At 37.1% G+C, this 24,673-nt stretch carries 22 protein-coding genes; 5 read left to right on the forward strand and 17 right to left on the reverse strand.

Going from position 1 to position 24,673, the window contains the following annotated elements:
* Positions 1-19 precede the first annotated feature (19 nt).
* The 7 genes from A4G17_RS00685 to rfbB all read right to left on the reverse strand — a co-directional run bounded on the left by A4G17_RS00685 (position 20) and on the right by rfbB (position 8,391).
* Complete coding sequence (locus tag A4G17_RS00685) at positions 20-1,123, reverse strand: RsiV family protein (RefSeq protein WP_123956754.1); 1,104 nt, start codon at positions 1,121-1,123, stop codon at positions 20-22.
* Positions 1,124-1,174: 51 nt separating this feature from the next.
* Entirely contained in the window at positions 1,175-2,128 is a 954-nt protein-coding gene (locus tag A4G17_RS00690; protein WP_123956755.1) for an RsiV family protein, read from the reverse strand.
* 105 nt (positions 2,129-2,233) lie between these two features.
* Complete coding sequence (gene rpoD / locus A4G17_RS00695; RefSeq protein WP_123956756.1) at positions 2,234-4,105, reverse strand: RNA polymerase sigma factor RpoD; 1,872 nt, start codon at positions 4,103-4,105, stop codon at positions 2,234-2,236.
* Positions 4,106-4,205: 100 nt separating this feature from the next.
* Complete coding sequence (gene dnaG / locus A4G17_RS00700) at positions 4,206-5,957, reverse strand: DNA primase (RefSeq protein WP_123956757.1); 1,752 nt, start codon at positions 5,955-5,957, stop codon at positions 4,206-4,208.
* A gap of 134 nt (positions 5,958-6,091) precedes the next feature.
* Positions 6,092-6,307, reverse strand: coding sequence for a 30S ribosomal protein S21 (gene rpsU, locus A4G17_RS00705; RefSeq protein WP_123956758.1), 216 nt, complete (start codon positions 6,305-6,307; stop codon positions 6,092-6,094).
* A gap of 126 nt (positions 6,308-6,433) precedes the next feature.
* Positions 6,434-7,306: a glucose-1-phosphate thymidylyltransferase RfbA gene (gene rfbA / locus A4G17_RS00710; protein ID WP_123956759.1), complete on the reverse strand. Its 873-nt coding sequence runs from the start codon at positions 7,304-7,306 to the stop codon at positions 6,434-6,436.
* The gene (rfbB, locus tag A4G17_RS00715; protein ID WP_123956760.1) at positions 7,303-8,391 is read right to left on the reverse strand and encodes a dTDP-glucose 4,6-dehydratase; all 1,089 of its coding nucleotides are present in this window, start codon (positions 8,389-8,391) and stop codon (positions 7,303-7,305) included. The genes rfbA and rfbB overlap by 4 nt, the downstream gene beginning before the upstream one ends.
* A 94-nt stretch (positions 8,392-8,485) precedes the next feature.
* Here rfbB and A4G17_RS00720 point away from each other — a divergent pair, with 94 nt between their 5' ends.
* Positions 8,486-9,730 carry an O-antigen ligase family protein gene (locus A4G17_RS00720; protein ID WP_123956761.1) on the forward strand — a complete coding sequence of 415 codons (1,245 nt, stop codon included), beginning with the start codon at positions 8,486-8,488 and terminating at the stop codon, positions 9,728-9,730.
* A gap of 37 nt (positions 9,731-9,767) precedes the next feature.
* On the opposite strand, the gene A4G17_RS00725 is transcribed toward A4G17_RS00720, so the two are convergent.
* Genes A4G17_RS00725 through A4G17_RS00765 form a run of 9 tightly spaced genes read right to left on the reverse strand, consistent with a single transcriptional unit; the run spans position 9,768 to position 19,454 of the window.
* A complete protein-coding gene (locus tag A4G17_RS00725; protein WP_123956762.1) occupies positions 9,768-10,862 on the reverse strand; it encodes an acyltransferase family protein in 1,095 nt (364 codons plus the stop codon).
* Positions 10,862-12,271, reverse strand: coding sequence for an undecaprenyl-phosphate galactose phosphotransferase WbaP (gene wbaP / locus A4G17_RS00730; RefSeq protein WP_123956763.1), 1,410 nt, complete (start codon positions 12,269-12,271; stop codon positions 10,862-10,864). Before wbaP ends, A4G17_RS00725 begins: the two co-directional genes overlap by 1 nt.
* A 10-nt stretch (positions 12,272-12,281) precedes the next feature.
* Entirely contained in the window at positions 12,282-13,391 is a 1,110-nt protein-coding gene (gene glf, locus A4G17_RS00735) for a UDP-galactopyranose mutase (RefSeq protein WP_123956764.1), read from the reverse strand.
* Between the two features lie 10 nt (positions 13,392-13,401).
* On the reverse strand, positions 13,402-14,727 hold the full coding sequence (locus A4G17_RS00740; protein ID WP_207948555.1) for a DUF6418 domain-containing protein: 1,326 nt from the start codon (positions 14,725-14,727) through the stop codon (positions 13,402-13,404).
* Positions 14,728-14,745: 18 nt separating this feature from the next.
* Positions 14,746-15,831, reverse strand: a complete 1,086-nt coding sequence (locus A4G17_RS00745; protein ID WP_123956765.1) for a CDP-glycerol glycerophosphotransferase family protein — start codon at positions 15,829-15,831, stop codon at positions 14,746-14,748.
* Positions 15,828-16,286: a glycerol-3-phosphate cytidylyltransferase gene (tagD, locus tag A4G17_RS00750; RefSeq protein ID WP_123957072.1), complete on the reverse strand. Its 459-nt coding sequence runs from the start codon at positions 16,284-16,286 to the stop codon at positions 15,828-15,830. The genes A4G17_RS00745 and tagD overlap by 4 nt, the downstream gene beginning before the upstream one ends.
* Positions 16,268-17,512 carry an oligosaccharide flippase family protein gene (locus A4G17_RS00755; protein WP_123956766.1) on the reverse strand — a complete coding sequence of 415 codons (1,245 nt, stop codon included), beginning with the start codon at positions 17,510-17,512 and terminating at the stop codon, positions 16,268-16,270. Before A4G17_RS00755 ends, tagD begins: the two co-directional genes overlap by 19 nt.
* A 24-nt stretch (positions 17,513-17,536) precedes the next feature.
* Positions 17,537-18,343, reverse strand: a complete 807-nt coding sequence (locus A4G17_RS00760; protein WP_123956767.1) for a DUF4422 domain-containing protein — start codon at positions 18,341-18,343, stop codon at positions 17,537-17,539.
* Positions 18,330-19,454, reverse strand: coding sequence for an LPS O-antigen chain length determinant protein WzzB (locus A4G17_RS00765; protein ID WP_123956768.1), 1,125 nt, complete (start codon positions 19,452-19,454; stop codon positions 18,330-18,332). The genes A4G17_RS00760 and A4G17_RS00765 overlap by 14 nt, the downstream gene beginning before the upstream one ends.
* Positions 19,455-19,607: 153 nt before the next feature.
* Here A4G17_RS00765 and erpA point away from each other — a divergent pair, with 153 nt between their 5' ends.
* The gene (gene erpA, locus A4G17_RS00770; RefSeq protein ID WP_123956769.1) at positions 19,608-19,949 is read left to right on the forward strand and encodes an iron-sulfur cluster insertion protein ErpA; all 342 of its coding nucleotides are present in this window, start codon (positions 19,608-19,610) and stop codon (positions 19,947-19,949) included.
* Between the two features lie 124 nt (positions 19,950-20,073).
* Here erpA and A4G17_RS00775 read toward each other — a convergent pair whose 3' ends face one another.
* A complete protein-coding gene (locus A4G17_RS00775; protein WP_123956770.1) occupies positions 20,074-21,699 on the reverse strand; it encodes an ABC transporter substrate-binding protein in 1,626 nt (541 codons plus the stop codon).
* Between the two features lie 81 nt (positions 21,700-21,780).
* Here A4G17_RS00775 and pcp point away from each other — a divergent pair, with 81 nt between their 5' ends.
* From pcp to oadA, 3 genes are all read left to right on the forward strand, one after another.
* Entirely contained in the window at positions 21,781-22,416 is a 636-nt protein-coding gene (gene pcp / locus A4G17_RS00780; RefSeq protein WP_123956771.1) for a pyroglutamyl-peptidase I, read from the forward strand.
* A gap of 156 nt (positions 22,417-22,572) precedes the next feature.
* The gene (locus tag A4G17_RS00785) at positions 22,573-22,833 is read left to right on the forward strand and encodes an oxaloacetate decarboxylase subunit gamma (protein WP_123956772.1); all 261 of its coding nucleotides are present in this window, start codon (positions 22,573-22,575) and stop codon (positions 22,831-22,833) included.
* Positions 22,834-22,854: 21 nt separating this feature from the next.
* Positions 22,855-24,666: a sodium-extruding oxaloacetate decarboxylase subunit alpha gene (oadA, locus tag A4G17_RS00790; RefSeq protein WP_123956773.1), complete on the forward strand. Its 1,812-nt coding sequence runs from the start codon at positions 22,855-22,857 to the stop codon at positions 24,664-24,666.
* Positions 24,667-24,673: the final 7 nt, after the last annotated feature.

Raw genomic sequence — 24,673 nt, forward strand, 5'->3', positions numbered from 1 at the left:
TTGCAAACATCTTTACCTATTAGAAGATCGATTTAAGCATAGGGCCATCTTTTTCGTTTGGTGAATGCGTGTTATTGATTGGTTGCTCTGCGATGCCATCTCCTTGTCGTAGTGAGTGAGTTTTATGGATTGGCTGATCTTCTACGCCATCTTTTTCGCCTAGTAAATACGCTTTATTAATTAGCTCTTTTAGTTCATAGTAGCTTGCTGTGAATTCCAGCTCTCCTTCAGCGAAAATACCTATCGAATTGAGTGGATAAACAAAGGTCACACCATCTTGGCTAAAGTAGAAATTTTTTGGAACAAAAAACTGTGCCCTTGTCACAAATACATCTGCAGTACCGTACATCTTCTGTCGACTCTCTTTGAAATATTCCCACAAAATATCTTCTAGTTTGCTTTGATTTTGTGGACTAATTAAGTCATCTAACTGAATTAACGCCTTTTTGGCAATATCAATGTTCAAATAATGCGTTTGATAAATGCCACGCCCTTCACCAAAGTAGCTTTTAAACAACTGAGAAAAACTCACAATGTTATTACGCTGCCCAATGTAATAGGTAGTTGCACTCTCACCATAGCCGATAACCATCCCATCTTGTTCTTCTTTTAACGAAGATGCTAATTGGTTATACATTTCGCTAAAAAACGCCACAACGTCTTGTTCTGTGACTTGCTTGTCACCTTGTGCGTCTTTTTCTTCTTTAGAAAGATAGTGATGATAGAGACTTTGTAACAGCAATTGATCAAGCCACTTCACCCCTGTTTTGGCGGTCGATGCAAATACGGAAATGCCACTTGAGTCTCTCCTATCCTCATTTTTAGGGGACTTAACTTCTCCTTTTTGAGAAAACAACTTGATAATTTCAACTTGTAACGCAGGGAAAGTGTGTTGCTTTTCTAAATGCAATAAGGTCAATTCATTTTCTTTTATCGCCAAAGTCTCTCTAACTTGACTCAACTCCTTTTCTGTCATCGTTAAACTACTTTGGACAGCTTTATAGTTTTCCTCTAGTTGAGCCATTTTTTGCTCTGCTTCGCGTAATTTCGATTTGGTTTTATTATCACAAGCCGTTACAACAAAAAGTGAAGCGATAGCAAAAGCAAGCAGTGATTTCTTCATTCTCTCTCCTTACAAGCGGTCAGTTCCGACGAATTTTTTGCAAATCAGCAACTAAAATGGATCCGAATATAGCCCCATGCCATCTTGTTTCGACGGCTGGTATGCTTCAGTCACAATCTCTTTTAATTCGTCAAAATAGAGAAAGAGTTCAATTTCACCCTCCGCATAAGCACCAATGGCATAAGGGGCGTACACAAAATTGATGCCATATGGGGTAAAGTAGAAATTATTTGGGGCAAAGAAATCGGCTTTTTTCACAAAGGTTTCTTCATTTTTCCCATACAATTCGCGGGTTTTCGCCTCATAAGCTCTCCATAGCAATTCAAGTAATTCATTGTGTTTTGTTGGGCGAATGAGATCGTCTAACTGAATCAGTGCTTGTTTTTTCACATCAATATTCAAATAATCGGTATACCCTAAACCGTGTGCTCCACCCGAGTAGGTGTAAAAAAACTGCGTGAAAGTCACAATGTTATTGCGTTGTCCTACATAGCGAGTTTCCGCCGTATTTTCGTAACCAAAACCTTTATACTCCTGAGCATCTTCTTTACTATTACTATATACCTTCTCAAAAACGGCGAGAGCATCCGCTTCTGTTACGTTTTCACTTTTTTCCAACGACTTGTCTTTCTCTGGTTCCAAATAACCAAGAATCAATTGCTTGAGCAAAATTTGATCGAGCCACTCAACGCCCGTTTTAGCTTGAGAAGCAAAAACGGATACCACACTTTGTTCTGGCTGATATTCCGCTTTCTCTGCCTTCTCAAACTTGATCGTCTCCTGTTTGTCAAATAATGTCACAATTTCAACCTGTAATGCAGGGAAAGTGGATTTCACTTGTGCTAGCTCAGTTTCTTTCGTCTTTAGACTCTCTTGACTGCGTTTATAATCCGCCTCCAACTGCACAATTCTTTTCTCTGCTTCTAGCAACCGCTGTGAAACTTGATCATCACAGGCAGTAAGCACAAATAGTGATAAAACAGCAGCAATCAGTGATTTTTTCATTGTAAACTCCTTTAAAAACTAAGATACAAGCGGTCTGTTCCGCCCCATTTTTTGCAAGTTTGAGATAAAAAAATCCCCTGCTATTGCGAGCAAGGGAATTCAAAATTAGTCATCTAAGAAACTGCGTAGCGTTTCAGAACGGCTTGGGTGGCGAAGCTTGCGTAACGCTTTGGCTTCAATTTGACGAATCCGCTCACGGGTTACGTCAAACTGTTTACCCACTTCTTCAAGGGTGTGATCGGTGTTCATATCAATACCGAAACGCATCCGTAGCACCTTCGCTTCCCGTGGAGTTAAGCCTTCCAACACTTCGTTGGTCGCAATGCGAAGGCTTTCTGCCGTGGCAGAATCGAGTGGCAACTCAAGGGTGCTGTCTTCGATAAAATCACCTAAATGTGAATCGTCATCATCGCCCACTGGCGTTTCCATTGAAATCGGCTCTTTGGCGATTTTCAACACTTTGCGGATTTTATCTTCTGGCATACCCATTTTTTCCGCCAGCTCTTCAGGAGTCGCTTCACGTCCCATTTCTTGCAAGCATTGGCGAGAAATACGGTTGAGTTTGTTGATCGTTTCGATCATATGCACTGGGATACGGATCGTTCTCGCTTGGTCTGCAATCGAACGGGTGATCGCCTGACGAATCCACCAAGTCGCATAAGTCGAGAATTTATAACCACGGCGATATTCAAATTTATCCACCGCTTTCATTAAGCCGATGTTACCTTCCTGAATTAAATCAAGGAATTGCAAACCGCGGTTGGTGTATTTTTTCGCAATCGAAATCACCAAACGTAAGTTAGCTTCGACCATCTCTTTCTTCGCTTTGCGAGCTTTTAATTCACCTTCTGAAATTCGCCCACCGATTTCCCGAATTTGGGTAATCGTCAAGCCAGAAGTTTCTTCGAGTTTTTGCAAACTCACAATATGAACTCGAATTTGCTCCGCGTAATCCGCAAGTTTTGGCACAGCTCCACGTTTTGCATTGATCGCTTTATCGATCCATTCATCTGATGTTTCATGTCCTTGGAATGCCTTAATGAAATCCGCTTTTTTCATTTGTGCATATTCCACTGCATAGCGTTGAATTTGTCGCTCTGCAGCACGCACTTGCTTCATCATTTTCTGCATAGACTCCACAAGCAAATCAAATTGTTTTGGCACTAAGCGGAACTCACGGAAAATATCGGATAACGCTTGAATCTGCTCTTTGGACTTTTTGTGTGCACGTCCATGTTTTTGAATGATCAGAATCGCTTTGGCATGCTGATCACGCAGTGCATAAAATTTTTCACGAGCCAATTCTGGATCAATGGAATTATCATCTGAAGTATCTGCACTGCTCTCTTCATCTTCATCGCTTTCTTCATCAACAGGCGCTGTGGTAGATTCTGTTTCTTCGTCTTCGTGCAAATCGACATCAAGCTCTTCTTCTACTGCTGCCGCTTCTTCTGCATTTGGATCAACAAATGCGGTGACAAGATCAGATAAACGTAATGTTCCTTCTTCAACATCCGCATAACGAGCAATAAATTCACTCAGTGCTTCAGGATACTCTGCTACGGCACACTGCACCGCATTGATGCCGTCTTCAATACGTTTTGCAATATCAATTTCACCTTCACGAGTTAGCAGCTCAACGGTCCCCATTTCCCGCATATACATCCGTACAGGATCGGTGGTGCGGCCAAGTTCAGATTCTACTGTTGAAAGCACTTTAGTTGCTTCTTCAACGACGTCTTCATCAGGCAAACCACCCGCAAGCATCAGATCATCGGCATCAGGGGCAACTTCAAGGACTTTAATCCCCATATCATTGATCATCTGAATAATGTCTTCAATTTGATCCGCATCGACAAGCTCTTCTGGTAAGTGGTCATGCACTTCAGAAAGTGTTAAGTACCCCTGCTCACGCCCTTGGGCAATCAACAGTTCTAACTGAGATTGTTGCTCTTCTAATTGTGAATGTTGTTCCATAATTTTATCCGTATCCGTGAGAACAAAATAGTGGTGGATTATACCACTCTTTGCTTGTTATAAATAGATTTGCAAAAAATTGCTGAAAACACACCGCTTGTTACAGTTTCATTGAAAGCAGTTGCATAAGCACTTGTTTTTCTTCTAAATTTAAGCCTTCAGACTGGCGATCTTTAGCTTGCAGCCGTTCAATTTCACGTTCAACAAATTTGCGGTAGAAAAATTTTAAAGTTTCTTTGAAAGTGTCTTCAACATTTTCTGGTGCCACTAAATGATCCCAATTCGATAACATTTCAAGGTGGCGATAGTTTTCATTCTCTCTCAGATGTTCCAATAGTCCACCCATCGTTATGCCAACATTTGCACGGCACGTTTCAACCAATGATAAAAACAGCTCGACCCCTTTTTCATTCAACTGCTGCAAAATCTGAATTTCTTCACTAATTAGGCTCACTAAATTCGGATTTTGTAATAACAGTGCGATCAATAATCGCATTGGCGTGCGTTCGATTTTTGGCCTAGAGACAAGCGGTCGGTTTTGCTCACTATTTTGCGGTATTAATGCTTCCACTTGAGCGGGATCGAGAATGCCTAGCTTTTGTCCTAAAATATTGCGTAAATAGACTCGTAACATCTGCCCTGGGATTCGTTTGATCAGAGGGATTGCCAAGGTCGCTAATTTCGACTTGCCTTCTTTGGTCGAGAGATCCACTTCTTGCAACAACGAGTCAAACAGAAACTCACTCAATGTTTGTGCTTTTTGCAAATATTGCTCAAAGCCGTCTTTGCCTTGGCTACGCACAAAACTATCTGGATCTTCCCCATCGGGCAAAAAGATAAATTTCAGCTGACGACCATCGTACAAGTGTGGCAAGGCATTTTCAAAAGCACGCCATGCTGCATCTCGCCCCGCTCGGTCGCCATCGTAGCAGCAGATCACTTGTTCAGTGCAACGAAACATGTGCTGAATTTGCTCGCCCGTGGTGGCAGTACCCAGTGAAGCTACAGCGTTGTTGATCCCAAATTGAGCGAGAGCCACCACATCCATATAACCTTCCACCACAAACAAAAATTCGGGGTTTTCATTTTGCTGCAAGGCTTGGTATAAACCGTAAAGTTCATTGCCTTTGTGATAAGTTGCCGATTCAGGTGAGTTGAGATATTTCGGTTTTTCATCCCCCATTACTCGCCCGCCAAACGCAATCACTCGTCCCCGCTTATCTCGAATAGGGAACATTATCCGATTGCGGAAACGGTCATAAACTCGACCGCTATCATTTTGCGACAGCATGCCCGTATCAAGTAGTTTTTGGATTTCGTCTTTGTTTGAGCCAAAACGCCGAAGCACAGAATCCATTGCATTCGGTGCAAAGCCGATTTCAAACCGCTCAATGACTTCAGCAGACAAGCCACGCTGAGCTAAATAGTTTTGGCTATGGGTATCTTGTGTCAGCTGCTGTTGATAAAACGTGGTAACTGAATCGAGCAATTCATACAAATTTCGCCGAGTTTTAAAACTGACGGGCGGTTTACCGTCTCGCTGAATCACATTTTCTCTTGGCACTTCCAAGCCGTGTAAAGCAGCCAATTCTTCAATGGCTTCGAGAAACTCGAGCTTGTCATACTCCATCAAAAAACTAATCGCATTGCCGTGTACACCGCAACCGAAACAGTGGTAAAACTGCTTACTTTGACTAACCGTAAATGAGGGCGATTTTTCGTGATGAAATGGGCAGCAGGCCTGATAATCACGCCCTGCTTTTTTGAGTTTAACGCGACTGTTAATGAGTTCAACAATGTCGGTGCGAGCAACAAGATCATCAATAAACGAACGGGGAATTGTGCCTTTCATTGAATCTCCTTGTTGATTAGGGAACTCAAACGGTCATATTTGCAAATTTTTCTCACAAAATGACCGCTTGTTATAAACGCCAAAACCGTGATTCCAGAAGGTTTCACGGTTTTAGTCTAAACGTTTAAACGAAATTAGTATAAACGAGTATTGCGTGCGTTTTCGCGGAAGTTGCGTTTAGCATGACGTTTTGCTAATGACGCTTTTTCACGTTTGCGAACTGCCGCCGGTTTTTCGTAGAACTCTTTCGCACGAACTTCAGCTAAGATACCCGCTTTTTCGCAAGAGCGTTTGAAACGACGTAATGCAACGTCAAATGATTCATTTTCACGAACTTTAATTACTGGCATATGCCATCACCTCAGGAAATAATATTAAATGAAGCTACACAGTGCCTAACATTTGGCGGTAGCATAGAACTAAAAAAGGTGCTGCATTCTACCCTAGAGAAAGGGTGAAGTAAAGCAATATTCTGCCTATTTATTGCCATTCACTAGCCACAATAAATATTGTCCGTAATCAGTTTTTGCCATTTTTTCGCCCTGTATCGCCAGCTGCTCGGTAGTCAGCCAACCGTTTCGCCATGCGATTTCTTCTAAACAGGCAATTTGTAGATGTTGAACATGTTCTATCGTTTTCACAAACGATGCTGCCTCATGTAAGCTATCGTGCGTACCGGTGTCTAACCACGCAAATCCTCGCCCGAGCAACTGAACTTTTAAGCATCCATCTTTTAAATAACGTTGGTTAATTGCCGAAATTTCGAGCTCACCTCGTGCTGACGGTTCAACCTGTTTAGCAAATTCAACAACTCGATTATCATAAAAATAAAGCCCAGTAACCGCCCAATTTGATTTTGGCACACTCGGTTTTTCTTCGATAGAAAGGGCATTGAATTGTGCATCAAATTCCACGACGCCAAAACGCTCAGGATCTTTGACCTGATAGCAGAAAATCTTCGCCCCCGATTGTTGATTTGCCGCCGCTCGTAACATTGGTGTAAAGGCTTGCCCATAGAAAATGTTATCCCCTAATACTAAACAGACAGAATCATTTCCTATGAATTGTTCGCCAATCAAAAATGCCTGAGCCAAACCTTCTGGTTTTGGTTGAACAGCATAACTTAGTTGAATGCCAAAATCAGAGCCATTTCCTAGCAATCGTTTAAAATTTTCACTATCTTCGGGGGTGGTGATGATCAAAATGTCTCGAATGCCTGCGAGCATCAACACGGACAATGGATAATAAATCATCGGTTTGTCATACACAGGGAGTAATTGCTTTGACGTCCCACGGGTAATCGGATAAAGCCGCGATCCACTTCCGCCCGCTAAAATAATGCCTTTCATTTTGCTGCTCCTAAACGTTGCCCGGTATAACGTTCTCTCAGCGGTTGCCACCACTGACGATTTTGTAAATACCACGCTATCGTTTTGGCTAAACCGGAGCTGAAATCTTCCTGTGGTTGCCAGCCAAGTTCGTGTTGAATTTTTGAACTATCCATACCATAACGCTTATCATGCCCAGGGCGATCTTCTACGAACTGAATTTGAATTTTGAAATCGGAAATCGCCGCTGTTTCTGGATAACAAGCGGTCAGTTCCGCAAAATTTTTTGCCAAAGTGAGTTGTTCACAAATCTGTTCAACAACTTGTAGGTTAGTGAGCTGATTCCCACCGCCAATCGCATAGGTTTCGCCAATTTGTCCATTTTCTAGCACTAGATACAACGCCCTGACATGGTCGTCCACAAACAGCCAATCTCGAATTTGATCGCCCTTGCCATAAATTGAAATGGGCTCGCCATGCAACGCATTGAGAATCGTCAGCGGAATTAGCTTTTCGGGAAACTGAAAATAGCCATAGTTGTTAGAACAATTGGTGATCAGGACAGGCAAACCATAAGTACGATGCCACGCTCGCACTAAATGATCAGCACTCGCTTTCGAAGCGGAATAGGGGCTACTTGGTGCATAAGCGGTTAATTCATCGAATAATTTTGCATTTTCTACTAAATCACCAAAGACTTCATCAGTTGAAACGTGCAAAAAACGGAACCCTGATTTTTTGCTTCCAGACAACGAGCAATAATACTGACGAGCCACTTCAAGCAAAGTATAAGTACCGATGATATTGGTTTCAATAAAAGCCGCAGGGCGATCAATTGAGCGATCTACGTGGCTTTCCGCAGCGAAATGCAAGACTGCATCGGGCTGATATTTGCAAAAAAGATCCAGAATCTGACCGCTTGCACAGATATCCACTTGCTCAAAATGGTAACGAGAGCATTCACTCACACTGGCTAATGATGCCAAATTTCCTGCATAAGTGAGCTTATCAATATTGACTACACGGCAGTTTGTATGATTAATCAAAAATCGTACCATCGCCGAGCCAATAAACCCCGCCCCACCTGTTACAAAAATGGTTTTCATCACATCTCCTACCAAAATTTTCAGCATTGTAACAAAATTTACGCCAGAAATAGGCTAAAATAGCCTCAAATTATTTTATAGCAAGGCGCTCTATATGGTTCCATTTATCCGTAGAATAGAAAAAAAACACATTGGTTGGCTTATTAACGCTCTCGTTTTTTCTTTTTTTATTACGGTTCTCACGTTTAAAAAAGGTTATAGCTACGCCCCAATGTCATTAGCTATTATCGGTGTTGTTTATCTTTTTTATTATCTATTTGTAGAAAAAAGAAAATTAAACCCGACTAGAGAAGATAAATGGCTTATTTTTGCTTTTGTTTTTTATTTTTCGACCTTTGCTCTTTCGGCTGTTATTCATGGTGATGGCTGGCGGGAAATTGATAACCCAAGCAGAGTGCTATTATTTTTGCCTTTGTTATTATTGTTTAGAGAGCTTCCGATCAACATTAAGATAATTTTATATGGTATTCCTCTTGGTTCTGCCATAGCTGGAATCGTTGCAATTTACCACAAGTTTTATCTAAATCTAGAAAGACCATTTCCCTATTTAATGCATATTCAAGCAGGTGATATTGCTATTTCACTGGCAATGATGAGTCTCGCTATTTCAATTTACTGGGGAATTAAGAAAAATTATAAATGGCTAGTATTTTGTCTAATCGCATCAGGATTTGGTGTATTAGCAAGTGCCTTAACTGGAGCAAGAGGTGGCTGGGTTGGATTGCCTGTCGTACTGGGTATTATTTTATGGTTTTCTTATAAGAATTTAAATAAAAAAATCACTATTGGAATTTCATTAACCCTAGGAATACTAATAACTACGGTAGTGATTGTTCCGAAAACTAACGTTATGCAAAGAATTAATAAAACACATAAAGAAATCACAAACTACGTGGAAAAAAATCATCGACACACTTCTCTTGGGGCTCGATTTGATATGTGGAAAGGAGCATCTTTAGGAATTAAAGAAAGACCAATTTTAGGATGGGGAAGTAAAGGATATATAGAACTAAAAAAACAACAGATTCACAATAAAGTAATCCATAAAGCAACATTACAATTTAATGATGCACATAATCAATACCTAGACTCTTTTGTAAAAAAAGGGATTTTTGGTTTGCTTAGTATTCTAACCATCATATTCACACCACTAGTTTTTTTATATCAAAGATATAAATCCCAATCCATAGAAGAAAAAACATTAGGGCTAATTGGAATAATACACATCATATCCTGTGCTCTATTCTTTACCAGTCAAACATTCCTAGCTCATAATTCGGGAAGTATATTTTACTTTTTTATACTATTTATACTTCCTAAAAAAAGCAATACTAAATGATAAAAGAGCTAGGTTTTAACTAGCTCTAATTTAAAAACTACTTAGTATACTTAACCCTTAAGCTCATAAACGGTTTTTCTATAGTATAAAATGTTATAAATGAAACTATAATAGTTACTATCAACTTAAATAAAAATTGAAAACATAATTCAGATATATTTTGCGGAGGAACTAAACTCAAAGACTTACTCAACATCATACCTATTGGTAGATGTAATAAATAAATAGAAAAGCTAATTTCACCTAGTTTTGAAAACAATAAATCTAATAATCTCGGTATTTTTATGTCCACCAAAAAATAAGCAACTACTATTACACCCCATAAAATAGCCTCAACAGTAAAGTGAATATAAGTATAGGATACCTTTGCCCTAAAAGGTAGGGCATACATTAAAACAAAGAACACTAAAAGACTAAAAAACACTGCAATAAACTTATTTTTTAACCAATTGAAATATCCTTTATTTACCCAAACAGCAAATAACATCCCAACCAAAAACTGATCCATTCTACCAATAATAGAATGATAAAAATCAGTATACATTGGTTTAGATGATAAAACCTCCATATTATATCTAATGGATATCATGAGAACTATCAATAAAGCTAAATACCGACTACCATATTTTGATAAAAATAAAGCTAAAAAAGGAAATATCAAATAGAATTGAAACTCGACACCTATTGTCCATATAGGAGCTGCAGGATAAAATTTTTGAGCCCAAGATGCATGTGGAGATCCTGTATTAAGCTGTAAAGTAATAACCCTAAAAATATCCATTGGTGTAGACTCAGATCTACTCATTGTTATAACAATAAAAATTATAACAATTAATAACGGGAATATTCTAAGAACTCTGTTATAAACAAATCCTGCATAGTTAATCTTTTTTCTACCATAATCACTAATTGTGCAGAATAAAAAACCAGTAAGGAATAAAAATAAAGAAACTCCCGTTGAACCATTAATAGCCCAAAAGCTAAACATATACTCAATATAGTTGGTTAAATTAACTTCTGTTATAGCAGATAATGATATTTTTCCTCTAAAATGATGCAGTAGAACTAAAGCTGCAGCAAAAAATCTTAAATGATCTAGTCGAGAAAAATAACTTGTATTTAAAGACTTCATCAGTAAGCACCATCTCTTTTTAATACCACATTAATGGTTTTAAATAAAATCGCAATATCATTCCATAAAGACCAGTTTTTCACATACCACGCATCAAAATACACTCGGGTTGAGTAGTCAACATCATTACGACCACTAACTTGCCATAAACCAGTCATTCCTGGTTTTGCCATTAGATAATAGTCCACATCTCCTTTATAACGTTCCAACTCTTCTTTAACTATAGGACGAGGACCAACTAAGCTCATTTCTCCTTTTAATACATTCCACAATTGGGGAAGCTCATCTAAGCTAGTTTTACGAATAAAGTGGCCAACTTTAGTAATACGAGGATCATTTTTTAGTTTAAAATCTTTCTCCCATTCTTCTCTAGCTTTAGGATCATTATTTAAGAGTTCTTCTAACACCTCCTTAGAATTTACCACCATCGATCTAAATTTTAGACAAGAAAAAGATTTTCCGTTTCTTCCAATTCGGGTATGTCCATAAATAGCATCTCCACCGTCTTTTCTGATTAGGAAGTATAATACTAACAATAATGGAAATAGAACGATCATAATAAAAATAGAACCTAAAATATCCATTGCTCTTTTTAAAAATCGAGATGAGCGTTTAGCCAAATTATTATTAATACGGAGTAACATAACCTCATAACTAAATAAGAAAGACATATCAGTACTATATAATGGAAGCCCTCTTAGAGTTGGGATGACAGAAATATATCGGCATTTATGCTTTGCCAATTTTCGTAACAAAATATCACGTTGCTCACTTTCACCATTTTCTAATGCAATAATGAATTGGGTTGAGTCAGGATCTATAACACTCCAAACATCATCTAATTTGATTTCTTTAATATTATCATTCACAAACTCTTTGTTACTTGTTCTTATAATATACTGAATATTTAATCCTAAATAGCTTTCATTACTCAAAGCATTATATGCATCGACCGCATTTTTTCCTGAACCAATAATAATAGTATCTTTCAAATACCAATTATTCTTAACTAACCATTTTTTAATCAAAATTCTTCCTGCAGGAACAATGATTAATGCAATAACCCAAGTTAGCCCCCATAAATAACGCGAAAAATGGAGTTTAGAAAATGCAATAATAGATAACTCTACAACAGCAAGTATCACTAACGTTCTAATGACCTCTTTCAGTTCAAACCAAAATGGTTTTCGGTAAGTGTAATGACGTAATCTTATCCAGAACCAAGTAACACTGACCAAGCTAATAAAGAAATGAATAATAATTCGTCGTTCTATTTCATTTTCAGGGAGAAATCTATAAATAGAAGAGTCAAATAATTTCAAAATATATAAAGACAATCCGAAAGAAATAAAAATACAAATAAAATCGATAAACGCTAAAAAACCTTTTGATAGCATTTGTTTACTCATGGCCTATTCCTTATTTATCTGCAAAATGTCTCTCTACACAATCAAGTGCTTCCGCAATAATATTATGCATATCAAAATATTTGTATTGAGCTAATCGCCCACCAAATATCACATTAGATTTTTGTTCGGCTAAATTTTTATATTTAGAATATAACTCATTATTTTTTTCATCATTTATAGGGTAATAAGGCTCATCTCCTTCTTGATATTCCTTTGAATATTCTCGAGTAATTACAGTTTTAGGTTGACTTCCATATTCAAAATGCTTGTGTTCAATGATTCTAGTATATGGAACATCTGACTCAGTATAATTAACCACAGCGTTACCCTGGTAATTATCAACATCTAAAATCTCTGTATCAAAATTCAGGCTTCTATATTCTAATTTTCCAAATCGGTAATCAAAATACTCATCAATCATTCCTGTAAAAACAATATTTTCTGCAAGTTCTTCATAGTATTCACGGTCAGAAAAAAAATCTATATTCAATTTAACGTCTATACCTTCTAGCATCTTTTCAAAAATTCCAGTATATCCTCCAATAGGAATACCTTGATAAGTATCATAAAAATAGTTATTATCATAAGTATATCTAACAGGCAAACGCTTGATAATAAAAGCAGGGAGTTCTGTACACTTACGCCCCCACTGTTTTTCTGTATACCCCTTAATCAATTTTTCATAAATATCCCTACCAATCAATGAAAGAGCTTGTTCTTCAAGATTTTTAGCTTCAGTAATATTTTCCTTTTCTATCTGTTCTTTAATTTTCTTTTTTGCTTCTTCAGGTGTAACAACGCCCCACATTTTATTAAATGTCAACATACTAAACGGAAGGCTATAAAGCTCATCGTTATAACGAGCAACTGGTGAGTTCGTAAATCTATTGAACTCTGCGAAATTTTGAACATAATCCCACACTTTTTTATTACTTGTATGAAAAATATGAGCCCCATATTTATGTACATTTATACCCTCAATATTTTGAGTATAGCAATTTCCACCAATATGATCTCGCTTCTCAATTACTAAACACTTTTTTCCTCTCTTAGAGGCTTCATAAGCAAAAATTGAACCAAACAACCCAGCACCGACAATTAAATAATCATATTTTTTCATAGAAAACCCTCTAATCTATTAACTCTTTATTTTTAAAAAAACTATTTCTATTATGTATAAAACATAATAGAAACATAGTAACAAAAATTAAAATAAATTCAGTAGAAAAAAACTTATAAAAATCCCCATCTTTCACAGCCTTTCTCAAAATATAAAATAACCTGGCTAGTAGTAATGACATAACCAAGTCTCCATAAACCATACAGTAAATCACAATTCTTAGCCAAATACCTGAAATCACTCCGCAAATAAACATGAAAAACATTCCTAAATATCCGCCTAAATAATAATATATTAACGCAGGGGTTGAATATGTAAATCTAGAAAGCCTTTCTAACTTCCATTCAAACCGCTCTTCAGTTGTATTAAGCTGCATAACTTTATACATTCCTATATCGTATTGATTATACTCATTCAAACTAAAATAAATTTTAAACTCATCAATCAACTCACTCAACCTAACAACATTTTCATAATTTAAAAATGTTGACCACCAAAGTTGCCCCTCCTGAGACAAACGTTGCCTTGCATAATCCATAGGCTCAAAACTAGGAAAATAATATATGTTAATATTTATTGCCGTTAGAATTAAAATAAATAAAAAAATTAAAAGCAGGAAAAATACTTTTATAACTTTTTTTCTGGAAATATAAGAAACATAGGGAATAAAGAACAGAAAAAATATTTCTATTAAATTCCAAAATTTATGCCCCTTTAGTAAAAAAGCAAGTTGAATACTAAAAAGCAAAAATAAATATAACTTATTTTTTTCTTTAAAAAATAAAATACCTAAACCGAAAGAAAAATAAAAAAGAACATTCGTCAACTGACCGAACCTTCCCAAAATTTCTTTATCATATACAAATCTATCCACACTCAATACAGGGGCCGGTTTATGTACAATAATTAGCAAATATGTAGCAATCAATAAACAATATAGTAATAATAAAAATATTGATTTATATTGAATATTTTTAACAGAAAAATTAATAATTTTATTTTCACCAATAAATAAATATATTCCAAGCAAGAAAAATGACTGAAATAAAAATAATACAGGTATACTTCCTGTATAACTAATCCACTGTTCAATTTCATAAAGATAATAGGATGATTCCGAATGCTCTATAGCAAACACACCTAGTACATTAAATAAAATTGTAATAAAAATTATAGAGTTTAGAAAACTTCTTTTTGGATAAGTAACTACATCCAATAATAACCAAAAAACAAACAATCCCAATAATAAAAAGTCATTTATTTCCCATAAACCTTCTATGGACATGACACAAAGAGAAAGAAATAAAATAATAGTAAATACTCTTAGTATTTTCATATGAATGTAAATTAAATGTTACAAAAAATTAGTATAGGGAGAAAAATAATGTATCTTATCAGAATTGAGCTTGTGCTCCTTAGAAGCAACTAAATCAATTAAATTTTTATAAACAGCAAAAGGAAGTTGATTCATTTCACAATAAAATTCTCTACTATTCTTCAAATAATTTTGAATATCTGGACAAAATAATGCCACAGGTATATTACAATATAAACAATCAAACATTATAGAAGAATAGTCAGTAATAACTAGGGAAGCCCTTTTTACCAGTTGATAAAAATCATCTGTTCTATCTGCCAATTTAATATTACTATACTTCTTATCTAAATGAACTGAACTATCTGAAGGGTGGGCTTTAATGATAAAAAGCTTATTTTCCTTTATCATAAGTTCATTAAGATCACTCAAGTTACAATTTTTATAAAAAGAAAATGAATTATCATCTCTCCAAGTTGGGCAGTATAAAATAGAATCTTTGTTAATTGAATTGATGTAATCTTTCCTTGACTCAATTAATCTAGGTGGAAATGCTAAAACTAACTGAGACCCCGACACAGAAAAGGCTGTAGTAAAGCACTTTTTTTCATAATCAGAAGAAACTAACAATAAATTCGGTTTAGCATACAGATAAGGAAAAATAAATTTCAAAATCCTTTCATATCTATTTTTTATTGCATAAAACCCTGTATTTACGTCTCTTTCTATCTTTTTTAATGGGGTTCCATGCCAAACATTAAATAGCTCAGCACCTCTCGAGAGCCAAAAGCTAATATCTGAAGGATAACTTGAATAAATAAATTTTTTTGCTGTAAGAATATGCCATATACCTTTAATACTAAAAACGGAATAATATATGTAATCTCCATTTAGCTCTTTTAGATAACTCCTAACTTTTTTGTTTTTATAAATAAAAACTTTTGTCTTATTCTTTTGATAATTAGAATCTAAATATAGAGCCTTCACGTTACCTGATAGACTATTTGTATGAACTCCAAAGACTATTTTCATTTCACTTCTAGGAAAAAATCCAGAAAAAAAATATATCCACCATCCTCCCATAGCAATGAAAATTGCTTTAATAAGTTTCAATAATTTCTTCATTCTAAATCTCTCTTTAATTGCTCTAAAATTTCAAAAGCCTTTAATATCTCATCTTTAGATATAGTAAATGTCTTTAATGTTTGTTTAATTTGAGTAGAAGATATTCCTTGTGTTCTTTCTAGATATACTACTTCACAATGTTCTTTTAAAAAATCAAACTTTCCTTCCCAGTCATTTCCTATTGCAAAAACATCTACATCATATTTTTTTACATCTACCAATTTTTGTTCCCAGCTTGTTTCTGGAATAACTAAATCAACACATTTTATATTTTGTACAATTTCAGCTCTTTGTGAATAAGGGATCATTGTTTTTTTTCCTTTTCCCTCATTGAATTCATCTGTAGATACGGCAACAATCAATCTGTCTCCTAATTGTTTTAACCTTTGCAACAATTTTAAGTGTCCAATATGAAAAAGATCAAATGTACCATATGTTATGACTGTTTTACCCATAAGTTTTTTCTCCATACTATGAAAACCCTATATACTAATACAAATATTTCTGTTAGCAACACCATATAAGCCACTGAATATAATGTAATATAATCAGCAAAATATAACATCAGCAAGCCAATAATATGAAGTACTGATCCATATATTACACTTAAATTTGCATATTTAGCATAACCTATTGCCCCAAGAAAAGGATAACCTAACAATATGCTTGGAACAACAAAAAATGAAGCAATTAAAAATATTGTAAATACATTTACACTCTCAACACCTATTCTCTGCGAAAAAAACAACTCAAAAATAAAATCGGAAGTCAAATACAGCACAATAATTCCAAGTAAATTTAAAATAGCTGAAAAAATAAATATTTTTTTGAATAATACTATATTTCTCTCTTTCGCAATATAAGGATATAACACTTGAGATAACGGTGAATAAAATGCCTGTAATGCCTTATAAAGTTGTTCTGCAATAGAATAGTAGGCAACTATTGTTGTTGATGTTGCTATACCTAAAATAAAAGTATTAGCCGAAGTATAAAGACTTAAAGACAACCTAGAAAGAAAAAATGATGAACTTTCTTGAAAATACATCCAAATAACATTAAATGAAGGAATTTTTATGCTTTGCTTAATAAGCTTACCAATTATCCACAAAGATATTATAGCCGCTATAATACTTCCAAGACCGTTAAATATAGGAACTAATAAATAGTCATCATCACTTTTCACAAAGACAAATATCAAAATAGTAAAAATAATTTTAGAGCTAACATTTATCAATGTAATATATTTCATCTTTTCTATGCCTTGAAAATACCAAATAGGGTATATTGCCTGCCCAACAGCCCATAAAAAAGATAAAATATAAACATCTCTGTTCGATCCAAGTTTGGGAATAGAAGATACAACTACGCATAATATAAGAAAACAAATTAGCGTGATGAAAACTTTAATAGCAAGAACACTACTGTAAATTTCGGTTAACTTAACTTTATCATTTCTATGAATAGAGATATCCCTTGTCGCAGAAAGATTAAATCCCCAATCTATGAAGATATTTACAAACAGTATTAAAGATTGAGCAAATACTACTAGCCCATAAATATCAACACTTAAAGTTTTAACCAAGTAAGGTAGAGTAAGAAAGGGCAGAACATAATTAAAAAACTGTAATACTACTAAAGAAAAAAAATTGTTTAATAGTCTTTTATTATCTTTCTTCATAACTGAGAATCTTATAACATTATACTAAAAACTTTTTTCATATTTCTTCCTCCAAAATTTAGCAAGCAGAAACGCACTTCCCTTTTTAAACCAATTAATTTTTTCACCATAAAAAAAAGGAATTTCTTTAATCTTTATGCCGTTATTACTAGATTGAGTATATTGTTTTAGCCATACATTAAATAGGAGCTCACTCACTCGTCCATAAAATCTAGCATGAAATGCTGAATACTTCTCTGCTGGAATTCTTTTTTCTAATTCAAAAAGAATATCAAACAGCCACTCACAATATTTTTCAGTTAACGTTTTTGACATAATGAACATATTAAACATATGCCCCCCCCTCTGTCTCATCACACTATCAAAACTATCGAGATAGTCTGAATAAAGCTCAGAAATAATATCGCGCGTAACATCTAAATGTTCCGCATGCAGTGTATTAGCATAATGTGAATAGAGCGTTTCTATGTAATAATTACGCCTTTTAGGAACAATTACATCGTACTCATCTAATAGTTGCTCTATTTCCATTCTATCTAAATATAACTTTTCAATCGGTAAATTTCTTCTTGCACAAAACCCCTTTAAACTAAAAAATCGTCTGTAGTGAATTAATCCTATATAATCAGCATCTAAATTTTTCCAAGCCCAATAAAGTCCTGTTAACTCACAAAAAAAAGGATTTTTTTTCGAAATATTATCCCCTGTATCATCTCCTTGATAACCTATAGATTCCTTCCCTAATTTGCCCACATGCACAGGTAAATAAATAGAATCTTCAGGCATAAAATATTTTTTATGTGTTGCAATAATAACCTTAATATTTTTCATTTTTAACCAATACTCTTTTGAATAAAATAACCACTATGCTTAAAAAACAACCTAAAATAGCACCAATCAACAATATAATTAAACGTTTAGGCCAATCCTGCGTAACAGGAACACTAGGCGAAGATAAGTATCTAAAAACCATCACATCTTCATTCTGTGCTTTTTCTAATAACGGTTCTAACTCTGATAATAAAAATCTAATTTCATAATATCGTGGTGGATAAACAATATTACTTTTATCAATAACATCAAATTGTGCTTGTAAATATTTCTCACCCAACATAAATAAATAAGGACTATCACTCAATTTAGAATCTGAAAGTGGAATTTTTGTATCACTTAAAGCAATATTTTGCACAATGTTATTATTAGAATCCAGAGGTTTAGAGTACTCTTTTATTCCAGCTACTTTTGCCACCTCAACTGCATTACTTAAGTTTTCTAACTTAATATTTCGTTGGATATTTAAATCTCTTTCAAATTTAGATTGCTCATATTTTAAATCCTTTATTAACTCATTAAAATATATTAAAAAATCTTTAATTTCTAATGCATAAGTATATTTGTTAATATAATTTAAATATTCACTTAAAACTCTCTGAGCAGAAACTTGATCCTCTGCTGTGAACTGAACAGTTACACCAAGCTGTTTAGGATTTTTTTTAGAGTCTGGTTTGATAACTTTGACATCATTTATCAGTATTTCATTTAAAAACTCAAGCTTTTGTTTGTCATCTTTTCCTGCCACAATATTTTGATAATAATTTGACTTTAAGAAAAATCTTTCTCTTTCATCTAATGAATTCAAATATAAAATAAATTTATCATAAATAACATTAAATGATGACTCAATATCAAATTCTTGGCCTAATATTCGGGCATATTCTTTGCGGATACTAAAATAACTACCTAGATCCTCTGCCATAGGCTTGACAACCTCCGCCTTTGAGGTCCACTGCTCTTTTACAGTAAAGGCATAAATCCCCGCAATTGCTGCACAAAAAAAAGCAGATAACACAATCCACCATTTTTTATCCCATAGCACCTTGATTAGTTCGACTAAGTCAATCTCATCTGATTGATACTTATTTTCAATTTTTTCATTTATCATAAAAACTTCCACGAAAATTTAATTAATCCAATTTTTATATTGTCTGTAGTATAGCAAGGAACTGTTTTAATTAGCACCCTTTTTTACTTATTGCTCTGCCTCCCTAATTGATAGATAATGCACCATTTCCAAAAATTTGACCTAGGACAAAAAATGAGTGATATCCAAGTGCCTTTAACCTTCACTGATGCAGCAGCAAAGAAGGTAAAAAGTTTGATTGAAGGGGAAGATAATCCAAATTTACGCTTACGTGTTTACATCACAGGTGGTGGTTGCAGTGGCTTCCAGTATGGATTTACCTTTGATGATCAAGTTAATGATGGCGATTTAACTATTGAAAATCAAAATGTTGGGCTAGTAGTTGATCCCATGAGTTTGCAATACTTAATTGGTGGTACAGTCGATTATGTAGAAGGGCTTGAAGGCTCTCGCTTTGTGGTGAGCAATCCAAATGCGAGTTCAACTTGTGGTTGTGGCTCATCTTTCAGTATCTAATCTCACCGCATTTGCAAAATTCCTGTAGGAAGTGACCGCTTGTCTTGAGAGCTTATCTGAAAACTTTTAGTTTTAAGAACCAACCCTCAAGACAAGCGGTCATTTTTTAGCAAAATTTTACCAACTACTCTGTCAAGTAGAGATTACGAATGTAGTAGTAATCCTGCGGATCGGTGGTGGTAAAGCCTTTCACATAAGGTTTGACCAAACGGACGTTTACATAGTTATACACAGGGACAAGCGGAAATTCCTCCAGTAACGCCTGTTCTGCTTGGGCATAAACGTCACTACGTTCTGCGTCGGTTTTAGCGTAGTAGGATTTTTCCACCAACTCATCAAATTTCTTGCTTGAAAATTTGGCATCGTTGTAGGAACTGCCCGTTAAGAAGTTATTTTGAAATGCGGTTGGATTGTTATATTCCCCCTGCCATCCAGCACGAGCTACGTCAAACGTACCATGATTACGAGCTTCTAAGAAGGTTTTCCATTCTTGGTTTTGCAACGACGCCTGCACAGCATCCCCCGTATTCGATTTCCAAAGCGATGTGACGGCAATCGCTACTTTTTTGTGGTTTTCAGAGGTGTTGTAAAGTAAGGTGAATTTCAGCGGATTGTTTTTATCAAAGCCCGCTTCTTTTAATAACGCCACCGCTTGTCTGTTTTTCTCTTCTTGAGAAAGGGCTGCATAGTCAGGCGTTTGGATTTTCTCGCCACCTCCAATGTAGTTCGGAGTGTAGGTATAAGTTGGCGTTTGCCCCATTCCAAGTACTTTCTCAGTGATAAGATCCCTCTGCAATGCCAAATTCAATGCTTTACGCACTCGAATATCGTTAAATGGGGCTTTCTGGTTGTTAAATACGTAATAATAGGTCGCAATGGTGCGAGTGGTGTGCAACTCGTTTGGTAGCTCTGCTTTGAGTTTTGGATAAAGTTCAACAGGAATACTGTTGTTGGTCATATCAATATCGTTGGCACGATAGCGAGCCACATCAGAATTGGCTGACTCAAGGGAAAGTAAAGTCGCTTTTTCGATCACCGTTTCTTTGTCGTTCCAATACTGTTTATTGCGGGTGAAGACCAGTTTTTCATTCAACACACGTTCTGCAAGACCATAAGCCCCGTTACCAACGAAATTGCCGACTTTAATCCAATCATCACCAAATTTTTCCACCGTGGCTTTATGTAACGGCACGAGTGAGTGTGAAACCAACATTGCTGGGAGATAAGGCACAGGCGAACTTAAATTGAGTTGTAATGTGTGAGCATCAAGGGCTTTAATGCCGAGTTCTTGTGGGGCAACTTTAGCTGCAATAATCTCTGTGGCATTATTTAATTTGAGCTTTTCGAGGTAACTTGCATAAGGCGAGGCAGTTTTTGGGTCAGCTAGGCGTTGCCACGAATAGACAAAATCTTCTGCTGTTAGCGGCTCGCCGTTTGACCACGTTGTTTCACGCAGTTTGAATGTCCATTGAGTGAAATTCTCATTGCTTTCCCAACTGACCGCCACAGCTGGCTGAATGTTGCCTTTTTGATCTCTCACCACCAGCCCCTCAAACAACTGGCGGGTGATTACCGCTTCTGGAATACCTTCTACTTTATGTGGATCAAGTGAAGTTGGCTCTGCACCGTTGTTGATCACAATTTCCTGTTTCGCTCGCAGCTTTGTCCCTTCTGGCACCACGGCAGAAAAGGAAAATTGACTGAATAATAAAGCTGCGGCTGCACTGAGTATGAATGTTGTTTTTTGCATCGGTTTGGCTCCTTATTAGTGTTATAATCGCTCAATAAACTAGCACAAAAATGAATTTAATGTAAACAAAGAGTAAACAAAATGAAAAAAGTATTAATCACTGGTTTTGAGCCTTTTGGGGGAGAAAACATCAATCCATCATGGGAGGTGGCAAAAATCCTTGCCAAACAACCGCATATTGATGCCGTACAGCTGCCTTGCGTATTTGATCGCTCCCTTGATGTATTGAGAGAAAAAATCCAAACATTGCAACCTGATGTGGTAATTTGCATCGGGCAGGCGGGCGGGCGATCATCGATTGAAATCGAACGTGTTGCGATCAACCTGAACGATGCGTCAATCCCAGATAATCAAGGCAATCAGCCGATCGATACCGCCATCGTTCCCCACGCTCCTGCCGCCTATTTCACTACTTTACCCGCTAAAGCGATGGTACAAGCGGTCAAAAACGCAGGTGTTCCTGCTTCGCTTTCCCTTTCAGCGGGCAGCTACGTTTGCAACCACGCAATGTTTGGCTTGCTCCATTTTCTCGCCGAAAATTTCCCCCAAACACGCGGTGGTTTTATCCATATTCCCTTTTTGCCAGAACAAGGCGTGCAGCATCGCAATGCACCAACAATGGCACTCGATACCTTAGTGAAAGGCTTGAATATTGCGGTCGAAACGGCGTTGCATACCGAACATGATCTGCAAATTGTAGGGGGGGCGATCTGCTAAATTGCAAAAAATTTGCTGAAACCGACCGCTTGTATTGATGATTTAGATCAACAAGCGGTCACTTTTTCAAAAAATTTTGCAAAATGTGAGCTATGCCACAGAAATCATTTCCAAATCAGGTAAGATAAGCCCATTTCATTGAGGGAGTAATGAGAAATGACCAATACTGAACTGTTACAAGAAGGGCTAAACTTAATGTTTGCAGGCGTTGGGTTCGTGATGCTGTTTTTGCTGATTTTGATTTATGCCATTCAGCTGATGTCTGCGTTAGTCAACCGCTTCTTTCCTGAACCTCTCGAAACGCCCGCCGTTTCCCCCCCAACCACTCAAACTGTTCCCCCGACCGATTTTGACCATTTACGCCCTGTGATCGTGGCCGCGATTGCCCATCATCGCCGTCAGCAAGGACTGAAATAATTTTGAATTTGGAGAAAAACTATGACAACTCAAGCGAAAAAAATTGCGATTACTGATGTGGTGTTGCGTGATGCACATCAATCCTTGTTTGCAACCCGTCTGCGTTTAGATGATATGCTGCCGATTGCCAAAGAGTTGGATGATATTGGCTATTGGTCTTTGGAAGCATGGGGCGGGGCGACTTTTGATGCCTGTATTCGTTTTTTAGGCGAAGATCCTTGGGTACGCTTGCGTGAGCTGAAAAAAGCGATGCCAAAAACCCCGCTACAAATGTTGCTGCGTGGTCAAAATCTGCTCGGCTATCGCCATTACGCAGATGACGTGGTCGATCGTTTTGTCGAACGTTCGGTGAAAAATGGTATGTCAGTGTTCCGTGTATTTGATGCGATGAACGACCCTCGCAATATGAAACAGGCGTTGCAAGCGGTGAAACGCAATGGTGGGCACGCACAAGGCACATTGAGTTATACCACTAGCCCTGTGCACAATTTAAACACCTGGCTCGAACTCACCGAGCAATTACTGGAAATTGGCGTCGATTCGGTGGTGATCAAAGATATGTCGGGCATTTTGAGTCCGATGGAAGCGGAAACCTTGGTGCGAGCCATCAAGCAGAAATATGATGTACCGCTGCATTTACATTGCCACGCTACCACAGGTATGGCGGAAATGGCTTTGTTGAAAGCGGTCGAAGCGGGTGTAGACGGTATTGATACTTCGATTTCATCAATGAGTGGGACCTACGGACACCCTGCAACCGAAGCCTTGGTAGCGACCTTACAGGGCACGCCGTTTGATACGGGGTTGGATATTTCTCGTTTAGAAAAAATTTCCGCTTACTTCCGTGATGTACGTAAAAAATATGCCAAATTTGAAGGGCAACTGCGTGGTTCTGACAGCCGTATTTTAGTGGCTCAAGTGCCAGGTGGAATGCTGACCAACCTTGAAGGACAGCTCAAACAACAAAATGCCTCTGAAAAATTGGATCAAGTACTGCAAGAAATTCCGCGTGTGCGAAAAGATCTTGGTTATATCCCGCTTGTTACCCCAACTTCGCAAATCGTGGGAACTCAAGCGGTGATCAACGTGTTAATGGGCGAACGTTACAAAACCATCGCGAAAGAAACGGCGGGCATTCTCAAAGGTGAATACGGTCGCACACCTGCCCCTGTGAATGCGGAACTGCAAGCCAAAGTATTGGAAGGTGGCGAACCGATTACCGATCGCCCCGCCGATCATCTCCCGCCGGAAATGGACAAATTATCCACAGACATCCAACAACAAGCGAAAGAGAAAGGCATTAAATTAGCAGAAAATGCGATTGATGATGTATTGATCGTGGCGTTGTTCCCACAAATTGGCTGGAAATTCTTGGAAAATCGTGGCAATCCAGACGCCTTTGAGCCCGCTCCAACAGCTGAAACGGCAAAACAAGCGGTCAGTTCCGCACCAAAATCTGCAAATACCAACACTGGTGGCTCGGCGGTTTATACCGTTGAATTAGAAGGCAAAGCCTTTGTGGTGAAAGTGTCGGAAGGCGGCGAAGTGGGCGATATTCAACCTGCTGCCGCACCTGCCCAAACGCCAATCCCAGCCCCAACACCAAAACCGACTGCGGCAGGCGTGCCAGTAACTGCACCAATGGCAGGTAATATCTGGAAAGTGTTGGTAAACGAAGGGCAGCAAGTCAAAGAAGGCGAGCCGTTACTGATTTTAGAAGCGATGAAAATGGAGACCCAAATCTGTGCTAGCCAAGCGGGTACGGTGCAAGGTATTCAAGTCAAAGGCGGCGATGTGGTTACCGTGGGTCAAACCTTGATGACATTAGGCTAACGAGGTC

This window comes from Frederiksenia canicola (genome assembly GCF_011455495.1).
Lineage (GTDB): Bacteria > Pseudomonadota > Gammaproteobacteria > Enterobacterales > Pasteurellaceae > Frederiksenia > Frederiksenia canicola.